The sequence below is a fragment of the Fodinibius salinus genome (assembly GCF_008124865.1).
GTDB lineage: Bacteria > Bacteroidota > Rhodothermia > Balneolales > Balneolaceae > Fodinibius > Fodinibius salinus.
Map to the genome: position 1 here is coordinate 623,755 of NZ_VNHY01000001.1, position 18,737 is coordinate 642,491.

General features: G+C 41.2%; 16 protein-coding genes. 4 read left to right on the top strand and 12 right to left on the bottom strand.

Features of this window, described 5'->3' with window-relative positions:
* Nucleotides 1–61 precede the first annotated feature (61 nt).
* The 6 genes from LX73_RS02865 to LX73_RS02890 form a co-directional block, all read right to left on the bottom strand.
* Entirely contained in the window at nucleotides 62–853 is a 792-nt protein-coding gene (locus LX73_RS02865) for a tetratricopeptide repeat protein (protein WP_148897959.1), read from the bottom strand.
* Nucleotides 854–864: 11 nt separating this feature from the next.
* Nucleotides 865–1,518, bottom strand: a complete 654-nt coding sequence (locus LX73_RS02870) for a hypothetical protein (protein WP_148897960.1) — start codon at nucleotides 1,516–1,518, stop codon at nucleotides 865–867.
* A gap of 2 nt (nucleotides 1,519–1,520) precedes the next feature.
* Nucleotides 1,521–2,777: a flavodoxin-dependent (E)-4-hydroxy-3-methylbut-2-enyl-diphosphate synthase gene (ispG, locus tag LX73_RS02875; protein WP_148897961.1), complete on the bottom strand. Its 1,257-nt coding sequence runs from the start codon at nucleotides 2,775–2,777 to the stop codon at nucleotides 1,521–1,523.
* Nucleotides 2,778–2,785: 8 nt separating this feature from the next.
* The gene (locus LX73_RS02880; protein ID WP_148897962.1) at nucleotides 2,786–3,652 is read right to left on the bottom strand and encodes a rhomboid family intramembrane serine protease; all 867 of its coding nucleotides are present in this window, start codon (nucleotides 3,650–3,652) and stop codon (nucleotides 2,786–2,788) included.
* Nucleotides 3,653–3,750: 98 nt separating this feature from the next.
* On the bottom strand, nucleotides 3,751–4,380 hold the full coding sequence (locus tag LX73_RS02885) for a rhomboid family intramembrane serine protease (protein WP_246138150.1): 630 nt from the start codon (nucleotides 4,378–4,380) through the stop codon (nucleotides 3,751–3,753).
* A gap of 546 nt (nucleotides 4,381–4,926) precedes the next feature.
* Nucleotides 4,927–7,110, bottom strand: a complete 2,184-nt coding sequence (locus tag LX73_RS02890) for a glutamine synthetase III family protein (RefSeq protein WP_148897963.1) — start codon at nucleotides 7,108–7,110, stop codon at nucleotides 4,927–4,929.
* Between the two features lie 283 nt (nucleotides 7,111–7,393).
* Between LX73_RS02890 and LX73_RS02895 the strand changes: the two genes are divergently transcribed.
* The 3 genes from LX73_RS02895 to LX73_RS02905 are packed head-to-tail and all read left to right on the top strand — an operon-like array spanning nucleotide 7,394 to nucleotide 10,867.
* Entirely contained in the window at nucleotides 7,394–8,290 is an 897-nt protein-coding gene (locus LX73_RS02895; protein ID WP_148897964.1) for a 1,4-dihydroxy-2-naphthoate polyprenyltransferase, read from the top strand.
* Complete coding sequence (menC, locus tag LX73_RS02900) at nucleotides 8,291–9,376, top strand: o-succinylbenzoate synthase (RefSeq protein ID WP_148897965.1); 1,086 nt, start codon at nucleotides 8,291–8,293, stop codon at nucleotides 9,374–9,376.
* Between the two features lie 15 nt (nucleotides 9,377–9,391).
* Nucleotides 9,392–10,867 (top strand): AMP-binding protein, encoded by a 1,476-nt coding sequence (locus LX73_RS02905; RefSeq protein ID WP_148897966.1) that lies wholly within the window; start codon nucleotides 9,392–9,394, stop codon nucleotides 10,865–10,867.
* 21 nt (nucleotides 10,868–10,888) lie between these two features.
* On the opposite strand, the gene purD is transcribed toward LX73_RS02905, so the two are convergent.
* The 4 genes from purD to gatB form a co-directional block, all read right to left on the bottom strand.
* Complete coding sequence (purD, locus tag LX73_RS02910) at nucleotides 10,889–12,169, bottom strand: phosphoribosylamine--glycine ligase (protein WP_148897967.1); 1,281 nt, start codon at nucleotides 12,167–12,169, stop codon at nucleotides 10,889–10,891.
* 81 nt (nucleotides 12,170–12,250) lie between these two features.
* Nucleotides 12,251–13,024, bottom strand: coding sequence for a triose-phosphate isomerase (tpiA, locus tag LX73_RS02915; protein ID WP_148897968.1), 774 nt, complete (start codon nucleotides 13,022–13,024; stop codon nucleotides 12,251–12,253).
* Nucleotides 13,021–14,397: a TlpA family protein disulfide reductase gene (locus tag LX73_RS02920; RefSeq protein ID WP_148897969.1), complete on the bottom strand. Its 1,377-nt coding sequence runs from the start codon at nucleotides 14,395–14,397 to the stop codon at nucleotides 13,021–13,023. Before LX73_RS02920 ends, tpiA begins: the two co-directional genes overlap by 4 nt.
* A gap of 36 nt (nucleotides 14,398–14,433) precedes the next feature.
* Nucleotides 14,434–15,879, bottom strand: coding sequence for an Asp-tRNA(Asn)/Glu-tRNA(Gln) amidotransferase subunit GatB (gatB, locus tag LX73_RS02925; RefSeq protein ID WP_148897970.1), 1,446 nt, complete (start codon nucleotides 15,877–15,879; stop codon nucleotides 14,434–14,436).
* A gap of 220 nt (nucleotides 15,880–16,099) precedes the next feature.
* On the opposite strand from gatB, the gene LX73_RS02930 reads away from it, so the two are divergent.
* The gene (locus LX73_RS02930; protein WP_148897971.1) at nucleotides 16,100–16,642 is read left to right on the top strand and encodes a hypothetical protein; all 543 of its coding nucleotides are present in this window, start codon (nucleotides 16,100–16,102) and stop codon (nucleotides 16,640–16,642) included.
* A gap of 124 nt (nucleotides 16,643–16,766) precedes the next feature.
* Here the strand turns inward: LX73_RS02930 and LX73_RS02935 are convergent, their stop codons facing one another.
* Nucleotides 16,767–17,822: an agmatine deiminase family protein gene (locus LX73_RS02935; RefSeq protein ID WP_148897972.1), complete on the bottom strand. Its 1,056-nt coding sequence runs from the start codon at nucleotides 17,820–17,822 to the stop codon at nucleotides 16,767–16,769.
* Nucleotides 17,815–18,681, bottom strand: a complete 867-nt coding sequence (locus LX73_RS02940) for a carbon-nitrogen hydrolase (RefSeq protein WP_148897973.1) — start codon at nucleotides 18,679–18,681, stop codon at nucleotides 17,815–17,817. Before LX73_RS02940 ends, LX73_RS02935 begins: the two co-directional genes overlap by 8 nt.
* Nucleotides 18,682–18,737: the final 56 nt, after the last annotated feature.

Consider the following 18,737-nt stretch of genomic DNA (forward strand, 5'->3'; position numbering starts at 1 on the left):
TCTTGTTTTCAGATTATTGAAAATAAAAATATAGTAAAATATTGGTCTTCCTGCAGGTAGACTACTGCAAATTATTGATGAGTGAATGACACTCATCCTTTAAAAACTTATCCTCGGCTCTTTGTACGGGTAGCTCCAGAGCACGCTGACAGCTAGCAATTGCTTCTTTCTCCCAGCCCAGCTTGTTATAAACAGCTGCTAAATGCCGATGATACAAAATAAATTGGCCGTCATGCTGAATAGCTTTTCGAATATAATGGGCAGCTTTTTTATTACTGGGATCTCCAGGGATACCGCCAAAAAGAGTGTTAGCTGCTGTACGTTCGAGCCAGCTGAGATTAGCTGCCTTGTAATGCCAACGTCCCAATGCATGCCACGCTCCTGCATTAGTACTGTCATATTTGATAGCCTGTTCAGCATAGTGTTTAATTTTTCGAGAAACAGCTATACGCTCTTTTACTCCCGCGGTCAATGCCTTTCGTCCCAAAGCTACAGCCATCACAAAGTTTGATTGCGTGTGGGTTGAGTCAACTTCAAGAGCACGTTTGGCAAATTCTAGAGCATTATCAAAATACTTTCTTTTTTTGTCTTTGTCATTAAACTGGTTACTAATACGTGCATATAAAAAGCTGGACCGCCACAAGGCAGTAAAATTTTGAGGGTCACCTTCTAGGACGTTTTGATAAATCTGTAATGCCTCCTCATCTTCATAGGCATTATATAGTGAATCTGCCCGATTCATCTGTTGGCTCAAATTATCCTGTGCCGAGACCGAAACACTAATCAAAAAAAAGAAAAGAGCTAGGGAAACACCGGATTTGTATACTTTTTTTTCTGTCTTTATAGATATCATATAACCTAATATTATTGTTCAATAATGTTACCACCCGTTGTAATTATGTAACGAGCGGATTGACTGTCCTGCTGACGGATTGGATAAGTTTGATCCTGGTCAATTTGAGAGCTGATTAATACCTTCCCATTGATAGATTTAACAGATATAGAAGTTGTAATTTTACGGGATAAGTTATTCTCAAAAACGCCCACACTGCGAAAATTTTGTAGCCTTCCATCATTATATGTCACTGCCAACAGCCGCTTATTTTTGTAAGCCGATAGATCTCTCACCATAATCCAACGGATGAATAAACCGGAGTGCTTTGTAAAACCAACAATTTCTATAGTATAATCTGATTTAGATAATACCTCTAACCATTTGCACTGAATAGGATTATAAGAATTACTTAAGGTATTACTATTGGTATTAAATAGAACAGGAAGTTTTAGCTCACGGATTTTTGGGCATTGGGATATCAGCTGTAATGAAGATCGCAAACTATTGGTTGCAACTTGAAAATTCTTTTCCTCTTCTAAATCAGCACTAAACCTTTGATATTGCTTTGAGTCTAGATATTGGCTGTTTACCGGTTCGGTCTCACTGCTACAAGATATACCCCCCATCAACCAAATAACAGACAAGAATAATAAAACATGTTCTGTGGGGTCTGAATGCGACACGCTCAAGTAGACTGATGAGCTGTTTGCTGCTTTTCTTCGCCATTTGATGAGCCGTAATTATTCACAACATAATCATCGAGAATATTCCGGAATTCTTCTCCAATGTTATCACCCCGCAACGTTTTGTAATGCTCACCATCCATATATACTGGTGCTTTGGGCTCTTCGAATGTTCCAGGCAATGAAATACCAATATCAGCATTTCGAGACTCACCGGGACCGTTTACGACACAACCCATAACAGCAACGTTCATTTCCTCTACACCGGGATATACATCGCGCCAAATGGGCATCATTTCACGAAGGTACTCCTGTATCTCTTCAGCAAGCTCTTGAAAGTAGGTACTTTCCGTTCGTCCGCATCCCGGACAAGCAGTAACTTGAGGCACAAAATTTCTGATGCCCAGCGACTGTAACACTTGTTGACAAATACGTACCTCTTCGGCACGGTCACCGCCCGGCTTTGGCGTTAGTGATACGCGAATGGTATCGCCAATACCCTGTTGCAATAACACCGATAGTGCTGCTGTACTAGCGACTGTCCCCTTCATCCCCATACCAGCCTCGGTGAGGCCTACATGTAGCGGGTAATCCAACATTTTGGCAATACGTTCATAAACGTGTACTACATCCTGCACATGCGACATTTTACAGCTAATGATAATTTTGTTCGATGCCAGTCCTACATTTTCGGCTAGCTCGGCCGACCGACGCGCACTTTCGACCATCGTATCGAGCATCACCTGTTTCGATGACTTTGGATTCTCGAGCTCATTATTGGCATCCATCTTTTGAGCTAATAATTTTTGATCTAAAGATCCCCAGTTAACGCCAATGCGTACTGGTTTATCGTGTTTAATGGCCTGCTCTACAATAGTACAAAAGTTTTCGTCGCGCGTTTTGGTACCGGTATTACCGGGATTAATGCGAAACTTTGAAAGGGCTTTAGCTGCTTCGGGATAGTCAACAAGCAGTTTGTGGCCGTTGTAATGGAAATCTCCGACAATGGGTACGTTTACATCATCTTCGAGTAATTGTTCTTTAATGTGAGGTACCGCCTGGGCGGCTTCATCATTATTAACGGTAATGCGCACAATTTCGGAGCCTGCTCGATGCAGATGTTTAATCTGATCAACAGTTGCTTCCACATTAGAAGTAGTAGTATTAGTCATTGATTGCACCACTACCGGTGCGCCGCCCCCTACCGGCACGTCGCCAACCATTACTTGTATTGAATCTCGTCGTTTAATGTCAGCCATAATATACGCTAATTTTTCTTGCTCAATTCAAAGAGTTTTTGTTTTTCGGCATCGGTCAGTCCGTCGTATCCCTTTTCGGATATCTTTTCAAGAATTTCATCCAGTTCTGACTGCTCGTCTTCATCAATAATTTCAACGTCGGAGACCGAATACATATTCTTATTTCTTGGTTTGGAAGATTGTTCCTGTACCATGCCCTTTAGCCGGTACCAAAGCTGCTCAACGGGCAAAATCCAGCTGCTTAAGTCTGTGCCCTGCCGGTGCCACTTGATCATTAAATAACCAATCCCGGCACCCGCCAAATGTACAATACGGGCGGTACTGTCTGCAGATCCCAACAACAAAGCATCAATGGCAATAAGTCCTGCTACCACATACCGCGCCTGGATGGGAGGCAAGAGAATCAACATAATAGGCATCTTGGGATAAAGCATTGCAAAAGAAACCATGATGCCATAAACAGCACCGGATGCTCCTATTACGGGATTAAATCCTAAAATTGGAGCCGCAATAATATAGAGCAGCGCCCCGCCCAATCCGGCTGCAAAATATATGACGGTAAAAGTGCGCGGCCCGAGTCGTTCTTCGACAGAGCGTCCCATCCACCAAAGCCAAAGCATATTAAAAATCAGGTGGAAGGCACTGCCGTGCAAAAACATATAGGTAAAAGCCCGCCAAGGCTGAAATAGCGCAATTTGCCAGTCGGGAAAGAACGCAAAATTATTGATAACCGCTTTAGCATAATCGGGACCAAAAATTCCCGCAATAACCTGCAGGACATAGATCCCGACATTGAGAGTAATAAGCGTACGGATAGCAACGGGCAAACCGCGGTATCCTCGTTTTAATGATGCTCCAAAAGAATCGTCATACATAAAAATCTTCTATCGTCTATTATGAAACAATAAAAACTGCTTAGGTATATTTAGTTAACAATTATCCAGCTATAATTAGTTTCTGATTATTACCGTCTTTATTGGTACGAGTCTTGGCTCTTTAACCCCCAGTATTTGATGAGGATAAATCCTACCAACATACCACCCAAGTGTGCAAAATGGGCTACATTAGAATTCGTACGACTTATGCCACTTACGAATTCGATTACTCCAAAAATAGCAACAAAATATTTGGCTTTCATGGGTATAGGTGGGAATAACAGCATAATACGCCGATTGGGAAACATCATCCCAAAAGCCAATAAAATACCATAGACAGCTCCAGATGCACCCAGCATGGGAGCTTGGCCTCCACTGATAAACATATGTAACAAGGCAGCTCCAATGCCGGTCAGTAAATAGTAAATAGTAAAACGTCTGGTACCCCAAATATTTTCTATGGACTGGCCAAACATCCAAAGAGCAAACAAATTGAAGAAAATATGTCCAAATCCGGCGTGCAAAAACATGTAGCTTACCAACTGCCAAACATGAAATTCTCCTGAACCAATAGGATAAAGCATACCAAAATGCTGGATATAAGTGCCGATATTGGGCGTCCACATGGCTATAAAAACCAGCACATTAATGATAAGTAAATGCTTTACTGCAGGAGGAAAAATAGAAAGTTCAGTATTGGGGCTGTATTGCTTGTTTTGGTAATTCAAAAATGAAGGGTATTAGTTTCTATTTTCATTCATCGGAATATACGGTTCCTAACTATGAATTCGAACAATGGTCTAACTGTTGATACTCATTATTATGTTTTAACAGAGTGAGTATCTGCCCATTGTCAGAGCTGTTTTTATGTACGAAAAAGAACGGTTCAAGTTTTAAAAACTTCATAGTTAAAAACAAAAGACACACAGGATATATAAAAACAAAAAGGCTTTTGCGCATACATTATTCCAAATCTTGCAAAACCATCTCAATTATAAAACCGGCTTCGCACGCCAAGTGGCTTAAGTGTTGCTATCCCATATGCAGAAGAAGGCTACACTTGCAATGATCTTAGGCTTTGGGAAAACCTCAAGTAATTGACTTATTTACTTGCTGTGTCTCGTCATATAAACATAAGTTAACGTTGCAAGCGATTGCAAGTACCAGGTTTATCCCTTTCTCATCCAAAACTTAAATTACCACGGTATAGCCCAAATAAAAAATGCCACCACGACTAATCGTGATGGCATTTAGATGATAAAATACAATAACTGCTATTTTACAAACAGCATTTCTCGATAAACAGGTAACGGCCAATAATCGTCAGCTACATGACGCTCCAGAAAATCAACCGCATCACGTATTTTCGTCATAGCGGGAATTACATTTTCCTTCACATGTTTTGCGTTATCAATAATAGAATCACCGTTTGACTCCAATACCGCTTCTCGAAGTTCTTCGAGAGCTTCGTTCAGCTCATTCAAGGTTGTATTAACCTTTTTGAGCATTGCTTTGGATCCCTCATCATCGAGACCTAATTTTTCGATACGCTCTACATTTTCAGCAAGCTCATTCATATAACGAACAGCAGCGGGATAAATCATCGTCTTCGCCATCGACTCAGTAGTATCTGCTTCAATATTGAGCGTTGTAAGATATTGTTCGGCCCAAATTTCCTGCCTAGAATACACCTCAGCTTCCGAAAGCACATTGTGCTTTTCGAAGAGCTCAATATTTTTATCATCCGTAAGCTTTGGCAATGCATCAATAGTGGTAGGCAAGTTAAGTAGCCCACGTTCTTCAGCCTCCTCTTCCCATTCATCTGAATAACCGTCACCATTAAAAATGATATCTTTCGACTCGGAAAGAGAATCTCGAATAACAGCTCCGAGAGCCTCTTCGAGAGAATCACTGTCGTCAACATTATCCTCAAGTTCAGTACAAAGCTCGTCAATAGCATCTGCCACAATCGTATTAAGCACTACGATGGGAAATGAAATTGACTGACTGGATCCTACGGCACGAAATTCAAACTTATTGCCGGTAAAAGCAAAGGGAGATGTTCGATTTCGGTCTCCCGCATGCTTCGGCAACGATGGCAACACCGGAGATCCGAGCCCCATAAGTCCGCCTTGTTTTGACTCTTTGGCTCCCCCATTAAGCAATTGTTCAATAACATCTTCAAGCTGATCACCGATATAAGTCGATATAATAGCCGGTGGAGCTTCATTGCCACCTAATCGATGGTCATTAGCGGCATGTGCAATACTGATACGCAACAGGTCCTGATTTTCATAAACCGCTTTAAGAATAGCCGTAAAGAAAAAGAGGAACTGCATATTATCATGCGGGTTATCACCAGGTTCCAGCAAGTTCATTCCCTCACTGGTACTAATTGACCAGTTGAGGTGCTTACCGCTACCGTTAAGCCCATCAAACGGCTTTTCATGGAGCATGCATTCCAGTCCATAATTACGAGCAACACGTTTTAGCGTAATCATCATCAATTGCTGATGGTCGGCCGCAATATTACAGTTTTCAAAGATCGGTGCTATTTCATACTGGCTCGGAGCAACCTCGTTATGTCGCGTTTTAACAGGGATGCCCAACTTATACAGCTCTTGTTCAGCCTCCAGCATAAAAGACAATACGCGCTCGGGTATAGAACCAAAGTAGTGATCATCCAGTTCTTGTCCTCGCGGTGGTTTAGCCCCAACCAACGTACGTCCCGAGGTCATCAGATCCGGCCGGCGATAATAAAACTCCTGATCAATTAGAAAATACTCTTGCTCACATCCTACCGTAGAAGTAGCACGTTTAGTCTCTACATCAAAAATTTCCAGTGCCCGTTTAACTTGCTTATTTAACGCTTCATTGGAGCGCAATATCGGAGTTTTGTGGTCAAGCGCTTCGCCCGTCCATGATGCAAAAGCTGTTGGAATACAGAGGTATGATCCGTTTTCATTCTCCATGATAAAAGCCGGAGATGTAGGATCCCAAGCCGTATAACCACGTGCTTCAAACGTCTGTCGCAATCCTCCGTTAGGAAAGCTGGAGGCATCGGGTTCACCCTGAATTAAATCTTTACCAGAAAACTCTGTAATAGCTCCACCGCCCTGATTGGGAGTGATAAAACTGTCATGCTTTTCGGCCGTAAGTCCGGTCAGCGGTTGGAACCAATGCGTAAAATGGGTAGCACCTTTATCCATCGCCCAATCCTTCATAGCCACCGCAACAGCATCTGCCACATCCGGATTCAGCTCCTCTCCCTCCTCAATTGTTTTTTCTAAGTCTTTCCATATTCTTTTGGGTAGCTGTTCTTTAAGGTCATCTTGCTGAAAGGTATTTTCGCCAAATATTTCAGTTACATTCATCGCATCAAATGTATCCCCATTTTTATTGTGGGACCAGTTTCGAGCTGCAGCCAACGTATCGTATCTTCTGATTGTTTTACTCATTGAAATAAAATTCGATAGTAAAGTTTAAATGCAATTTTAATTACCCTTAAAATAGGTTAGAATAAACTTCAGCACAAATAAATTAGGCATAAACTTGTCAACAAGTTATTTATAAAGAATTATTAGTTACAATAATTTATTTTTTTAACTAAAAGAGTATTTTTTGTGGTGATGGGTTAAATTATTTTGCTACTATATGCATCTACATTGTTTTTTTAAGCGGGTAATTAATTACTATAATTAGAGGCAAAACTTATCCACATTGTTAATACCAATATTTTAGATGGACAAGCTTTCAAAACTAAAAATTTGGGTTCATGCCGCACGTCCCCAAACGCTGGCCGCAGCATTTGTTCCAGTTTGTGTAGGATCGTCACTAGCCTTTCATGACGGACAGTTTAATAGTACCGCGACAATTGTTGCTTTAATTTGTGCATTTCTTATTCAAATAGGTACTAATTTTGCTAACGATTATTTCGACTTTAAAAAGGGAGCGGATACCGATGAACGACTAGGGTTTGAGCGGGCCACCGCCAAAGGCTATGTAAGTACCGAAGCCATGCGCAATGCTACGGCTATTACAATGGGTATTGCATTTATACTGGGATTATATCTGGTGTGGATTGCCGGGTGGGAAATCCTATGTCTGGGTATTCTCTCTATTATCTTTGGATTACTTTATACAGGCGGCCCTTTCCCTTTGGGATACAATGGATTAGGTGATTTGTTTGTATTTGTTTTTTTTGGGATTGTAGCCGTAATGGGAACCTACTATGTAAATGCACTACAATGGAGTGTAGCTGCATTTTGGGCCTCCCTGGCAGTGGGAGCATTATGTATAAATATACTGGTGGTAAATAATCTGCGAGATATAGAGCAAGATCGGCTTGCGGGCAAAAATACGCTAGGTGTTATCTTCGGTGAACAAATACTCCGCTGGGAATACTCATTGATGATACTGTTGGCATTAGTTATTCCCCTGTATTTTTTCTTTCAGCTTAAATACGATTATTCCATTTTTATTCCTTACTTCAGTCTTCCTTTTGCAGGAATATTATTAAACACAATATGGACGGAATCTGACAAACGAAAGCTGAACAAGACATTGGAACATACCGCTCAATATATGACGCTTTATGCTGTTTTATTTAGCGGTGGAATTTTAGCCGATTTACTGTAAATGCTTAAAGCATTTAAATATAACATTCCTTTTACGAGTCAGCTGGAAACCAGCAATAAAACGTATAGCCATCGGCGCGGACTTATTCTTGAGCTCCGTATTAATGAATGCTCCTATTATGCCGAAGCCGCTCCCCTGCCCGGCTTTTCTTCTGAATTGGTCGATGATATTCTTCGTCAAATATCTCAACAGCATCAACAGATACAGGCGGCCTTTAATTATCACTATCCGACTGACAAATTAAACCATCTATATCAGGATCAAGATATTTTTCCGGCACTGGCTTTTGCATTGGATACTTTAGCCTGTCAAATAGAAAACGAGCACCAAGAACAATCGCTCTCTGCTTATCTTTTTGATGATTGCCAACCGGAACTTCCCGTTAACGCTCTCGGAACACTCAACGGCAAAAATGACATCCAAAAAATAAAAACTATAGCTAAGCAGGGATATAAAACGGTAAAGTTTAAAATTGGAACTGATTTTGATCATGAATTTCAGGCTTTGCAAAAAATTCGATCTTCCTTTCCTGCACTTAATATCCGACTGGATGCTAACCGTGCCTGGGAACTAGAAGAAGCCGTCAATAACTGCAAACAGCTTGAGTCACTGGATATTGAATATTGCGAAGAACCCCTTAAAGAAGTATCTGTAAGTGGTTTTAAAAAGCTCACTAAAAATACCAACTTACCGTTGGCAATTGACGAATCGGTAACTACCATCCCTTTTTGGCATAAGTTATTGCCAACTACATCTTTTGTGGTAGTAAAACCAATGGTTATAGGCCAATTTGCAACTATTTTTGATATTTATAAACAAGTAAAGTACCATCAAAATGAGCTGATTTTTACCAGTAGTCTAGAATTAATTATCGGACGAATTATGACAGCCATATTAGCGATGGGACTAGGTTCACAGACCCACGCACATGGTTTGGGAACTGCAAAATTATTGGCAGATGATCTACAATCTAATAGTTATATTACTAATGGAATATTTTCACTGCCTAAGGAAGGAATGGCTATAAACATCAACACTGAAAAACTGGAAGGTTTTTCAACATATAACTTTAACAACGGCAAATAACGCAAAAAAGCAACAATGTCATCTTTTAATACTCCCCGCGATGATGATCTCTTCCTGGGATCTAACCAGGGATTACATTCGTATGGGGATTTGAATCAATTTCAGGACTTTTTTCTACAATTTCTCTTTGATTTTGATCACAATTTTGAAAAACCGGTGGGTTTTCTTTCCGAATCTTCAGATTCTCTGATCTTTGGTATTGCCGCCTGCTGGAGACTAGGAATCCCTTTTGTTTGCTTTAGCGACAAAGCTTCATCCAGCGAGCTTCAGCAACAAGTCGAGATGATAGATCCCGGTCTCATATTTGTAGATGATGAACGTAACAATATGATAGATCATCCTAATAAGATCGACATCTATCAATTAAACCTGGAGCGTGCCCTAAACATCGAAACCAAACTTAGCTATCAAGCTAAAAACTTTGATGCTTCGACAGAGCCCCAAGAAATTTTCGGCTATTTCTTTACTTCAGGCACTTCTGGCAAACCCAAAATTGTTCCGCTTAAACGTCGACAAATGATTGTGGCAGCCCATTCCTCCGCTGAAAATTTCAGACCGCGGATGAATCATTTTTGGCTACTCTGTCTGCCACTTAACCACATTGGCGGTATTTCAATTATTTTGCGATCACTGCTATACGGTTCAGGAATTTTTAGGATGAAAAGCTTTAAACCAGACCGGGTGATAAAGTTTTTATCAGAAAACAAGCTCTTTCACGCGGCATCCTTAGTTCCTACTATGCTCAAAAAGTTAATAGAACAAAAGGGATTTTATACACATAATCAGTTTAAAGCTATCCTGCTGGGAGGTGGGCCCATCGATCCCGAATTGGTTAAAGCATGTAACCGCCGGGGGATTCCACTGGTTCCCAGTTACGGTATGACTGAAACTTGTGCTCAAATTGCCGCCAATCCAATTTTAAAACCCAGCGGCACTTATAGTCCTATGCGCAGTGTCGGTAAAGTTTTTCATGGAAATGAAATTGAGATCAGGGATGATTCTAACAACGTGTTAGGACTAAATACATCAGGAACAATATGGCTTAGAGGTCCACAGGTGTTTGACGGGTATCTCAATGAAGATGAGCATGACAGCGAAGAAATTGATTATGCCGGTTGGTTTAATACCGGTGATTATGGCTACGTAAATAATCGTGGACAGCTGTTTATTAAATCACGGCGCTCAGACTTGATCATCACCGGCGGCGAAAATGTGTCCCCTTTTGAGGTTGAATCAACGCTTACATCGCTTGATGAAATTTCCGAAGCTGCTGTTATTGGACTAAATGATGAAAAATGGGGAGAGAAAGTGGCTGCAGTTGTTGTTCCCGATATTGAGTTGTCTATCAGCTCCCAAGAAATACAAGATAAGCTCAAATCACGAATTTCGAGCTTTAAGATCCCAAAAACTATTGTCCAATCTGATTCACTGCCACGAACACAAACGGGCAAACTACAGCGCAGTAAACTAAAAAGGCTTTTCACTTCTTAGTTTCTCAGCTAACCTACATACTTAGTGATCAAAATACACGAGTCCCTTGGCTCCAATATCTGATCGGAAATATTTGTTTTCGAAGGATATTTTTTCAACTTCTTCGTACGTATTATTAATAGCCTGCTTCAACGATTCGCCCTGCCCCACAACACTTAATACTCGTCCGCCATCAGTATATATCTTGTCATTTTGGGATTTTGTTCCTGCATGAAAAACTAAAGCATCCGATACATCATCAATGCCTGTAATTTCTTTTCCTTTTTCATACTCAACCGGATAACCGTCAGATGCCAATACTACACAGCAACGATACAGGTCATCTATACGAACTTCCTTCTGATCTAAACTCTCCGTTGCGGCAGCGTAAATGAGCTCTAAAAAGTCAGACTCGAGCGAAGGTAAAATAGCTTGGCACTCCGGATCACCAAGACGGCAGTTAAATTCTACTACCTTTGGCCCATCATCGGTAATCATTAATCCACAATACAAAATACCTTTATAGGGATTATCATCCAGCAGCATCGCAGAAATAGTGGGTAATATAATTTCTTTCTCAACGCGCTGCAGCATTTTGTTCCCAATTACCGGCGTTGGGCAATACGCTCCCATCCCGCCGGTATTGAGGCCGGTATCTCCATCTCCAATTCGCTTGTGATCTTGGGCATAATGCAAAATTTTGGCCGTCTGACCATCCGAAATCACAAAAACTGACGCCTCCTGTCCTTCCATGAATTCTTCTACAACAAGCGTTTGAGCAGCATCTTCGAACTTTTCATTCTCTTTAAGCTCATCAAGACGTTTAACAACTTCCTCTTCAGTCTCACAAATAAATACTCCCTTTCCTCCGGCTAGTCCGTCAGCTTTTAAAACTACGGGATACTCATCTTTAGCTTTGATAACTTGTAATGCTTGATCAAACTGGCTTCGCGTGTAGGTCTCAAATTCAGCCGTAGGAATACGATTTTGCTTCATAAATTCGTTGGCAAACTTCTTGCTACCTTCGAGTTGGGCAGCATACTTCGAAGGACCAAACACAGGATGTCCATTCTCTTCCAAAAAATCTACAATGCCATTCACAAGTGGCTTTTCGGGCCCCACTACTGTTAGGTCAACCGACTTTTCTTGTATAAAGTCTCGAATCTGCTGAAAATCAGAAAAAGACAGATCCACATTAGTACCTACTTCGCCCGTACCAGGATTGCCGGGTGCAATATAAAGATTATTCAGCTTGCTGGATTCAGCGATACTCCACGCCATGGCATGTTCGCGACCGCCGCTTCCAAGTAACAGTACATTCATAGAAAAAATCTAACTTTTAATGTTACACCCCCTGTCCGCCAGTTGGCATCCTCCTATCAAAAGGAGGTTTTGAGGGTGAATTTATTTATATAGTGTTTCTGCGATTTGAATAATATCAGTAAAACTATCAGCTTTAAGAGAAGCACCGCCTATCAGTCCGCCGTCAACGTCAGACTGTTTGAGTAGTTCTTCGGCATTATGCGGCTTCATACTTCCACCATACACAATTTGAACTTGGTCTGCAGCATCTTCGTCAAAAAGATCAGCCAATACAGACCGGATCATTTCGTGCATTTCTTGAGCTTGTTCAGGCGTAGCAGATTCGCCGGTACCTATAGCCCAAATAGGTTCATAAGCAATAACTAAATTTGTAGCACCCCCATCTTCAACATCAACCAGCGCAGCTTGAACCTGCTTACGAACATTCAGCTCCTGCTTGTCAGCCTTACGCTGTTTTAATGATTCTCCCACGCAAATCACAGGTCTAAGACCACCATCAAGCGCTTTTAATACCTTAGCATTTACCGTTGTATCACTTTCCCCAAAATACTGACGGCGTTCGGAATGTCCCAGGATAACATATGCGCACCCCACCTCATTAAGCATGGTCGTGCTCACTTCGCCAGTAAACGATCCATTATCCTCATAGAACACATTTTGAGCACCCAACGCAATACCGGTTATATCTTGTAGCTCGTCGGCCGCTGCCGTCAATGAGATGGCCGGAGGACATACCAGTCCATCTACGCCATCAGGCATAGCCCCCTGTTGTTCTTTGATTCCCTTTAAAAGTTCCCGGGTTTCAGCGGGACCGCAATTCATTTTCCAGTTACCGGCAATTAAAAAGTTTCTCATGATGTTGGTGAACCTTCGTTGTTATTGTTTGTTACCGTTTGAATATCCTGAATGACATCTTGGTATTCCCTACCTACGTATTTTCGGATAATCATACCATCTCTGTCAACAAGAAAACGCGTAGGTATCAATTGAATATTAAATTTATCAACAAGACTATCTTTATCAAAGGCAGCTGCATCAGCAACCGGCCAGGGTTTCATTCGCTCATCAAAAAAGGCATTTACCGTAATTTGGCTCTGATCCAACGGTATAGTCACAACTTGAAATCCATAATTTTTATAAATGCTGTGAATAGCAACCGTGCGATCAAACTGCTGCTGATACAATTTATTAGACAGCCGCGTAATTTCTAAAATATAGGGTTTACCTATCAGAGAATCGCTGCTAATTTTTCTGCCGTTCTGTGTAAATTTAAAAGATGGAATCCTTTGTCCAGGTGCTAAATAATTCAGGTCGTAATTTATACTTTCAACCCAATCTTGAGAATACTGATCCTTGGAAAACGTGTTCTTAAAATCTGTTAATGCCTTTCGGGCGTCCTCAACCCGAGCACTATCATACAATAGCTTTATACGCTCCATACTTATTTGCATTCGCCGGTCAATATCAGAAGTATTCTTAATAAGGGTATCCAGATAGGCCAATGCCGAATCAATTCCACGATTATTGGCAATGCTATTGCTCCCCATCTTGGCAGCAAAGTAGCTGAATATATCCTGATCATCTACCGACCGCAGCCGACGCATCATTTTTTTGTGATCAAAGTCTTCTAGAATGCGAATCGATTCCTGTCCTGCCAAAATGGACCCCAGCGTACCTCGACGGTCATTATATACCTGCCAATAAAGATTGCTCCATTTGTTAAGCTCACGACGCAAGCTATCTCCTTCAATTAAACCAGCATTGGCATATTCTCTTACGCGTTGAAAGTTTTTATTCAGCCGCTGATAGCTATTCATCGCTTCGCGTTCACGAGAACTAATAGAAAACGACTCATTTAACGTGGGCAAAATACCTTCCACAGAAATGGTATCTCCATCAGCCAATATGATCCCCGTTCGGCCAATATTTCTATTATATCGGCTGATGATAGCCTGATATTGCCTGCGTTCAGGAAATGAGACTGTTCCAGAAAATGCACCAGAAGAATCAGTTAAAGCATGGAAAAGTGTATCTGCATCAGCATTGGCAGAATCTTTTTTTATAATCGTAAAACCTATTTTTGAGTAATCATTTGATTTCTGAACAGAATCAGCTACTGAAAATTCACCAGAAATAATCGCTTTATTTTTTTCTGGGCTAGAGCTGCATCCCCAGCTATAACAAACAATTACAGATATAAATAGAAACTGTATAGTTCTTTTTATCATACCCTATGAACAATAATGTTAATACTGAAACCCTTTTTAATCATCCAGTCGTTCGGTAATCATTTCGCGTACAAGACCAGGGTTAGCTTTACCCTCCGATCGCTGCATCACCTGTCCAATAAAAAAGCCAATCAAACCATCTTTACCATCTTTGTAACGCTGCACTTCATCGGGATGTTCTTCAATCACATCATCAATAATAGGTTCGATAAAGCTTTTAGCTGAAACCTGAATCAAGTTCATTTCTTTAGCCAGTGTTTCAGCCTCTTTATCCTCTTCCAGCATAGCATCAAAAATCTCGGTCATTGCCGAAGAGTTTATCTTATCCTCCTCGCGAAGCTCTACCAAGCCGGCCAGCCGCTCTTCTGATACGGGAAACTCTTTAATACCAATACTGCGATCGTTTAATACCCGTAGCACTTCTGATAAAATCAGGTTTGCTGCCGCCTTGGGGCTATCAACATGAGAAATCACCGCTTCATAATAGTCAGCCAAGTATCTATTTTCAGTAAGCGTCTGTGCATCGTCGCTGCTCATGTCAAATTCATCTATAAACCGCTGCTTGCGAACGTCCGGCATTTCCGGCAGTCCACTCTTGATCTGCTCTAGCATTTCATCAGTTACTACCACAGGTGGTATATCCGGCTCCGGGAAATAACGATAATCGTGTGCCTCCTCTTTGGTCCGCATAATGCGGGTCTGCATCTTGTTGGCATCCCACAGTAAGGTCTGCTGCTGTACCGTGCCACCGGACTCAATCAGGTTAACCTGACGCTCAATTTCATACGAAATAGCACGTTCTACATTACGAAATGAATTCATATTTTTAAGTTCTGTACGCGTACCGAACTCTTCTTGCCCCTTCGGACGAACCGAAACATTCGCATCGCAGCGTAGGCTTCCCTCTTCCATATTGCCATCACAAATTTCGAGATACTGCACAATCTGCTTGATGCGCTTTAAATACTCATATGCCTGCTTTGGCGTACGGATATCAGGTTCTGACACAATCTCAATAAGTGGAACGCCCGCACGATTTAAGTCAATTAGCGTATGATAAGGATCTTGATCGTGAATTGACTTGCCGGCATCTTCTTCCATATGGATACGTGTGATGCCTATGTCTTTTTCTTCATCATCAACTGTTATCGTAATACCGCCATCATGACAAATGGGCGTTTTGTACTGCGAAATTTGGTATCCTTTAGGCAGATCAGGATAGAAATAATTTTTACGAGCAAAAATTGATTTACGAGCAATATCACAGTTAGTAGCCAACCCCATCTTAATGATATAACGAACTAGATTTTCGTTTAAAACGGGCAATGTTCCGGGATGGCCTAAACATAACGGGCTAACCTGTGTATTCGGCGATCCTCCAAATTCTGTTGATACCGGTGCAAAAGCTTTACTTTCCGTTAACAGTTGAGCATGAACTTCTAGCCCGATTACTGCTTCATAATTATCTTCAATGCTGCTCATGTATAATATTCGCTAAAGTTTAGTTTTTAATCATAAATGCAATAAGATCCCGAACTGTTTCAGGATCTCATTAAAACCATCAAGGTTATATGATATATTCTTTTCAAAATCCCTATTTAAAATTGCATAATCCTGTAAACCTTTCGTTTGCCAAAGATATTAAAGCTGCAGGACTTTTATTAACTGAATTTTCGGAGCTACAAAAATAAAATAAATAACATTGACCGACAGAGAACTTCATATAATAGAAGAACAGGCACAGCTTTTTTGGGCCCTGCTGGTTTTTGTTTGTACCTGTGGCGGCACTTACTTATTGGCAGGCACGTTTATTTTTCGAAGCTGGAATTTCTTTAATCTAGACCAGTTGGGTGCTATAGTACTTTTTTTAATTAGCTTTTGGGGTATTTACAAAATCACCGAGCCCCGATATCGCTTTACTATTTACGCTAAAAAAGGCACACTGATTATAGAAATTATGAAAGGTTCTCTTGATATAGATACTGTTCATATACCTATTGATGAGATTGTAGAACTTAAATTCTCACCCCACCGGCGGCGCAAAGAAAATGAGGCAAGCTATGATTACTCAACTTCCTTCCATTTGATGTACCGAACAGTTAATTCTAACAACTTTAAAAAAGTTATTGATGTTGAATCAGGGTCCATCACCCTTAAAGTAAAAGATATTGCCAAGCTGATGCGCTATATTCATGAACGTAATCCCGACATAACAGTGCCCGAATCGCAGCAGTATTTTTTGTGACCAATTAGTGGAATTAAGTAATTGGCTGTTCAAAAGACAACCAGCAGGGTCTAATAAGCACTTTATAAGTAAAGAAAGCCGTTCCAATATTGTCCGGTAACACTAGCAAACTTCAATTTGGGAACTAACTAAGCCCATACCACGGCTGCGTTATACAATGGATAGCGCCCTGCCCCCATACCAGATCGCTGCATTGAATACCAACAACCTCTCTATCGGGGAAATTCCGATCCATTAAACTTATTGCCTGTTGGTCAGCCGGATCGTCATATACCGGCATCAAAACCACTCCATTGGCAATATAAAAATTAGCATAGCTAGCCGGGACATGCTCCGAGCCGTCCACAGTGGTACCTTTTATACGAGTTTGGGGCAATGGTAACGTCTCAATTTGAAAGGAATTACCCTCTTGGTCAGTGCTCTTATATAAAATCTCCAGATTTCTTTGAAGGACATCATAATTCACATCTTCCGGGTCATCAACCGTCATTGCCAAAATAGTATCCTTATTCAGAAACCGCGCCAGATCATCAATGTGCCCGTCTGTATCATCCCCTGCCAACCCTTCTTTAAGCCAAATTATTTTTTGAATACCCAGATAATCTTTCAGTCGCTGTTCGACTTCTTTTCTAGAGAGATCCGGATTTCGATTGGGATTCAATAATACTGATTCGGTTGTTAGCAACATACCGTGTCCATTTGTCTCAATAGCTCCACCCTCAAGAACCATTTGAGGCTCAAATCGCGGAATATCATAATAATCAGCAATATAAGCAGGAAGATTGTTATCGGCATCAAATGGTGGATATTTTCCACCCCAGGCATTGTATTCCCAATCCGTTATGGCAATTTCTTGTCTCTCACTGTTATCCTTTAAAACAAAAATCGGTCCACAATCCCGCGCCCAAACGTCATTAATGGGATATTCATGGATAGTTACCTGTGAAAAATCAATCGAACGATTCTCCATTAAGCTGCGAGCATGCCCTAGTGCCTGTTCTTCAATAAAGAGATGAATGCGCTCAAAGCGGTGTAAAATTTCAATAATATTCAGATAAACCTGTTCAACACGTTGCAGACGCTTTCCCGGCCAGGTATTGCGATTACTTGGCCAGTGAAGCTGGGTTCCTACATGCGGATGCCACTCCGGAGGCATCTTATATTTTCGATGATCAGTCATCAAAACGTTTCAAGATTGGCTTATAGGTATCGATGCGTCGATCTCGGAAGAAGGGCCAAATTTGCCGCTGCTCCTCAATCTTGCCTAAATCAATGTCTGTAATAAGAATTTCTTCTTTGGTTCCCGCCTCCGCCTGTATTTGGCCAAAGGGTGCCGACACAAAGGAATGTCCCCAAAAACTAATATCACCTTCCTGCCCTACCCGGTTGATACTAGCCACATAACAACCGTTGGCAATAGCATGACTTTGCTGCATAGTCTGCCAGGCATTTAAAAACTCCTGTTCTTTTTTTCGGTTTTCATCCGGCAATGTACCAATAGCTGTGGGATAGACCAGTAGCTCCGCGCCTTTTAGTGCTGTAATACGAGCGGCCTCCGGATACCATTGGTCCCAGCAAATAAGTGGGCCAATCTTGGCATATCGCGTATCAAATACCCGGTAGGCATCATCACCGGGCGTAAAATAATATTTTTCATAAAAACCCGGATCATCGGGAATATGTTTTTTGCGATAGGTCCCCTTCAGCGTGCCGTCTGCATCGATAACCACTAATGAATTGTGATATATGCCCGGGGCTCGCTTTTCAAAAAAGGGCGCAAGAATGACAATCTCCAGTTCTTTTGATAACGCACAAAGTTGTTTAGTCATTGACCCAGGAATGGGTTGGGCCCAACCAAAATACTGCTCATCAATTTCTTGGCAAAAATAAGTCGTATTGAACAACTCCTGCAACAGGATAATCTGTGTTCCTTGTTGAGCAGCTTTTCTTATTTTATCAGCTGCTTTAGAAATATTTGCTTCTTTATTTTCTGAACAGCTGTGCTGTATTAATCCAAGCTTAACCTTGTTTGCCGGCATAATCTACTGTATCCATTTACTCTATTCTGGTATTGATTTCCAAAAATACAGAATTA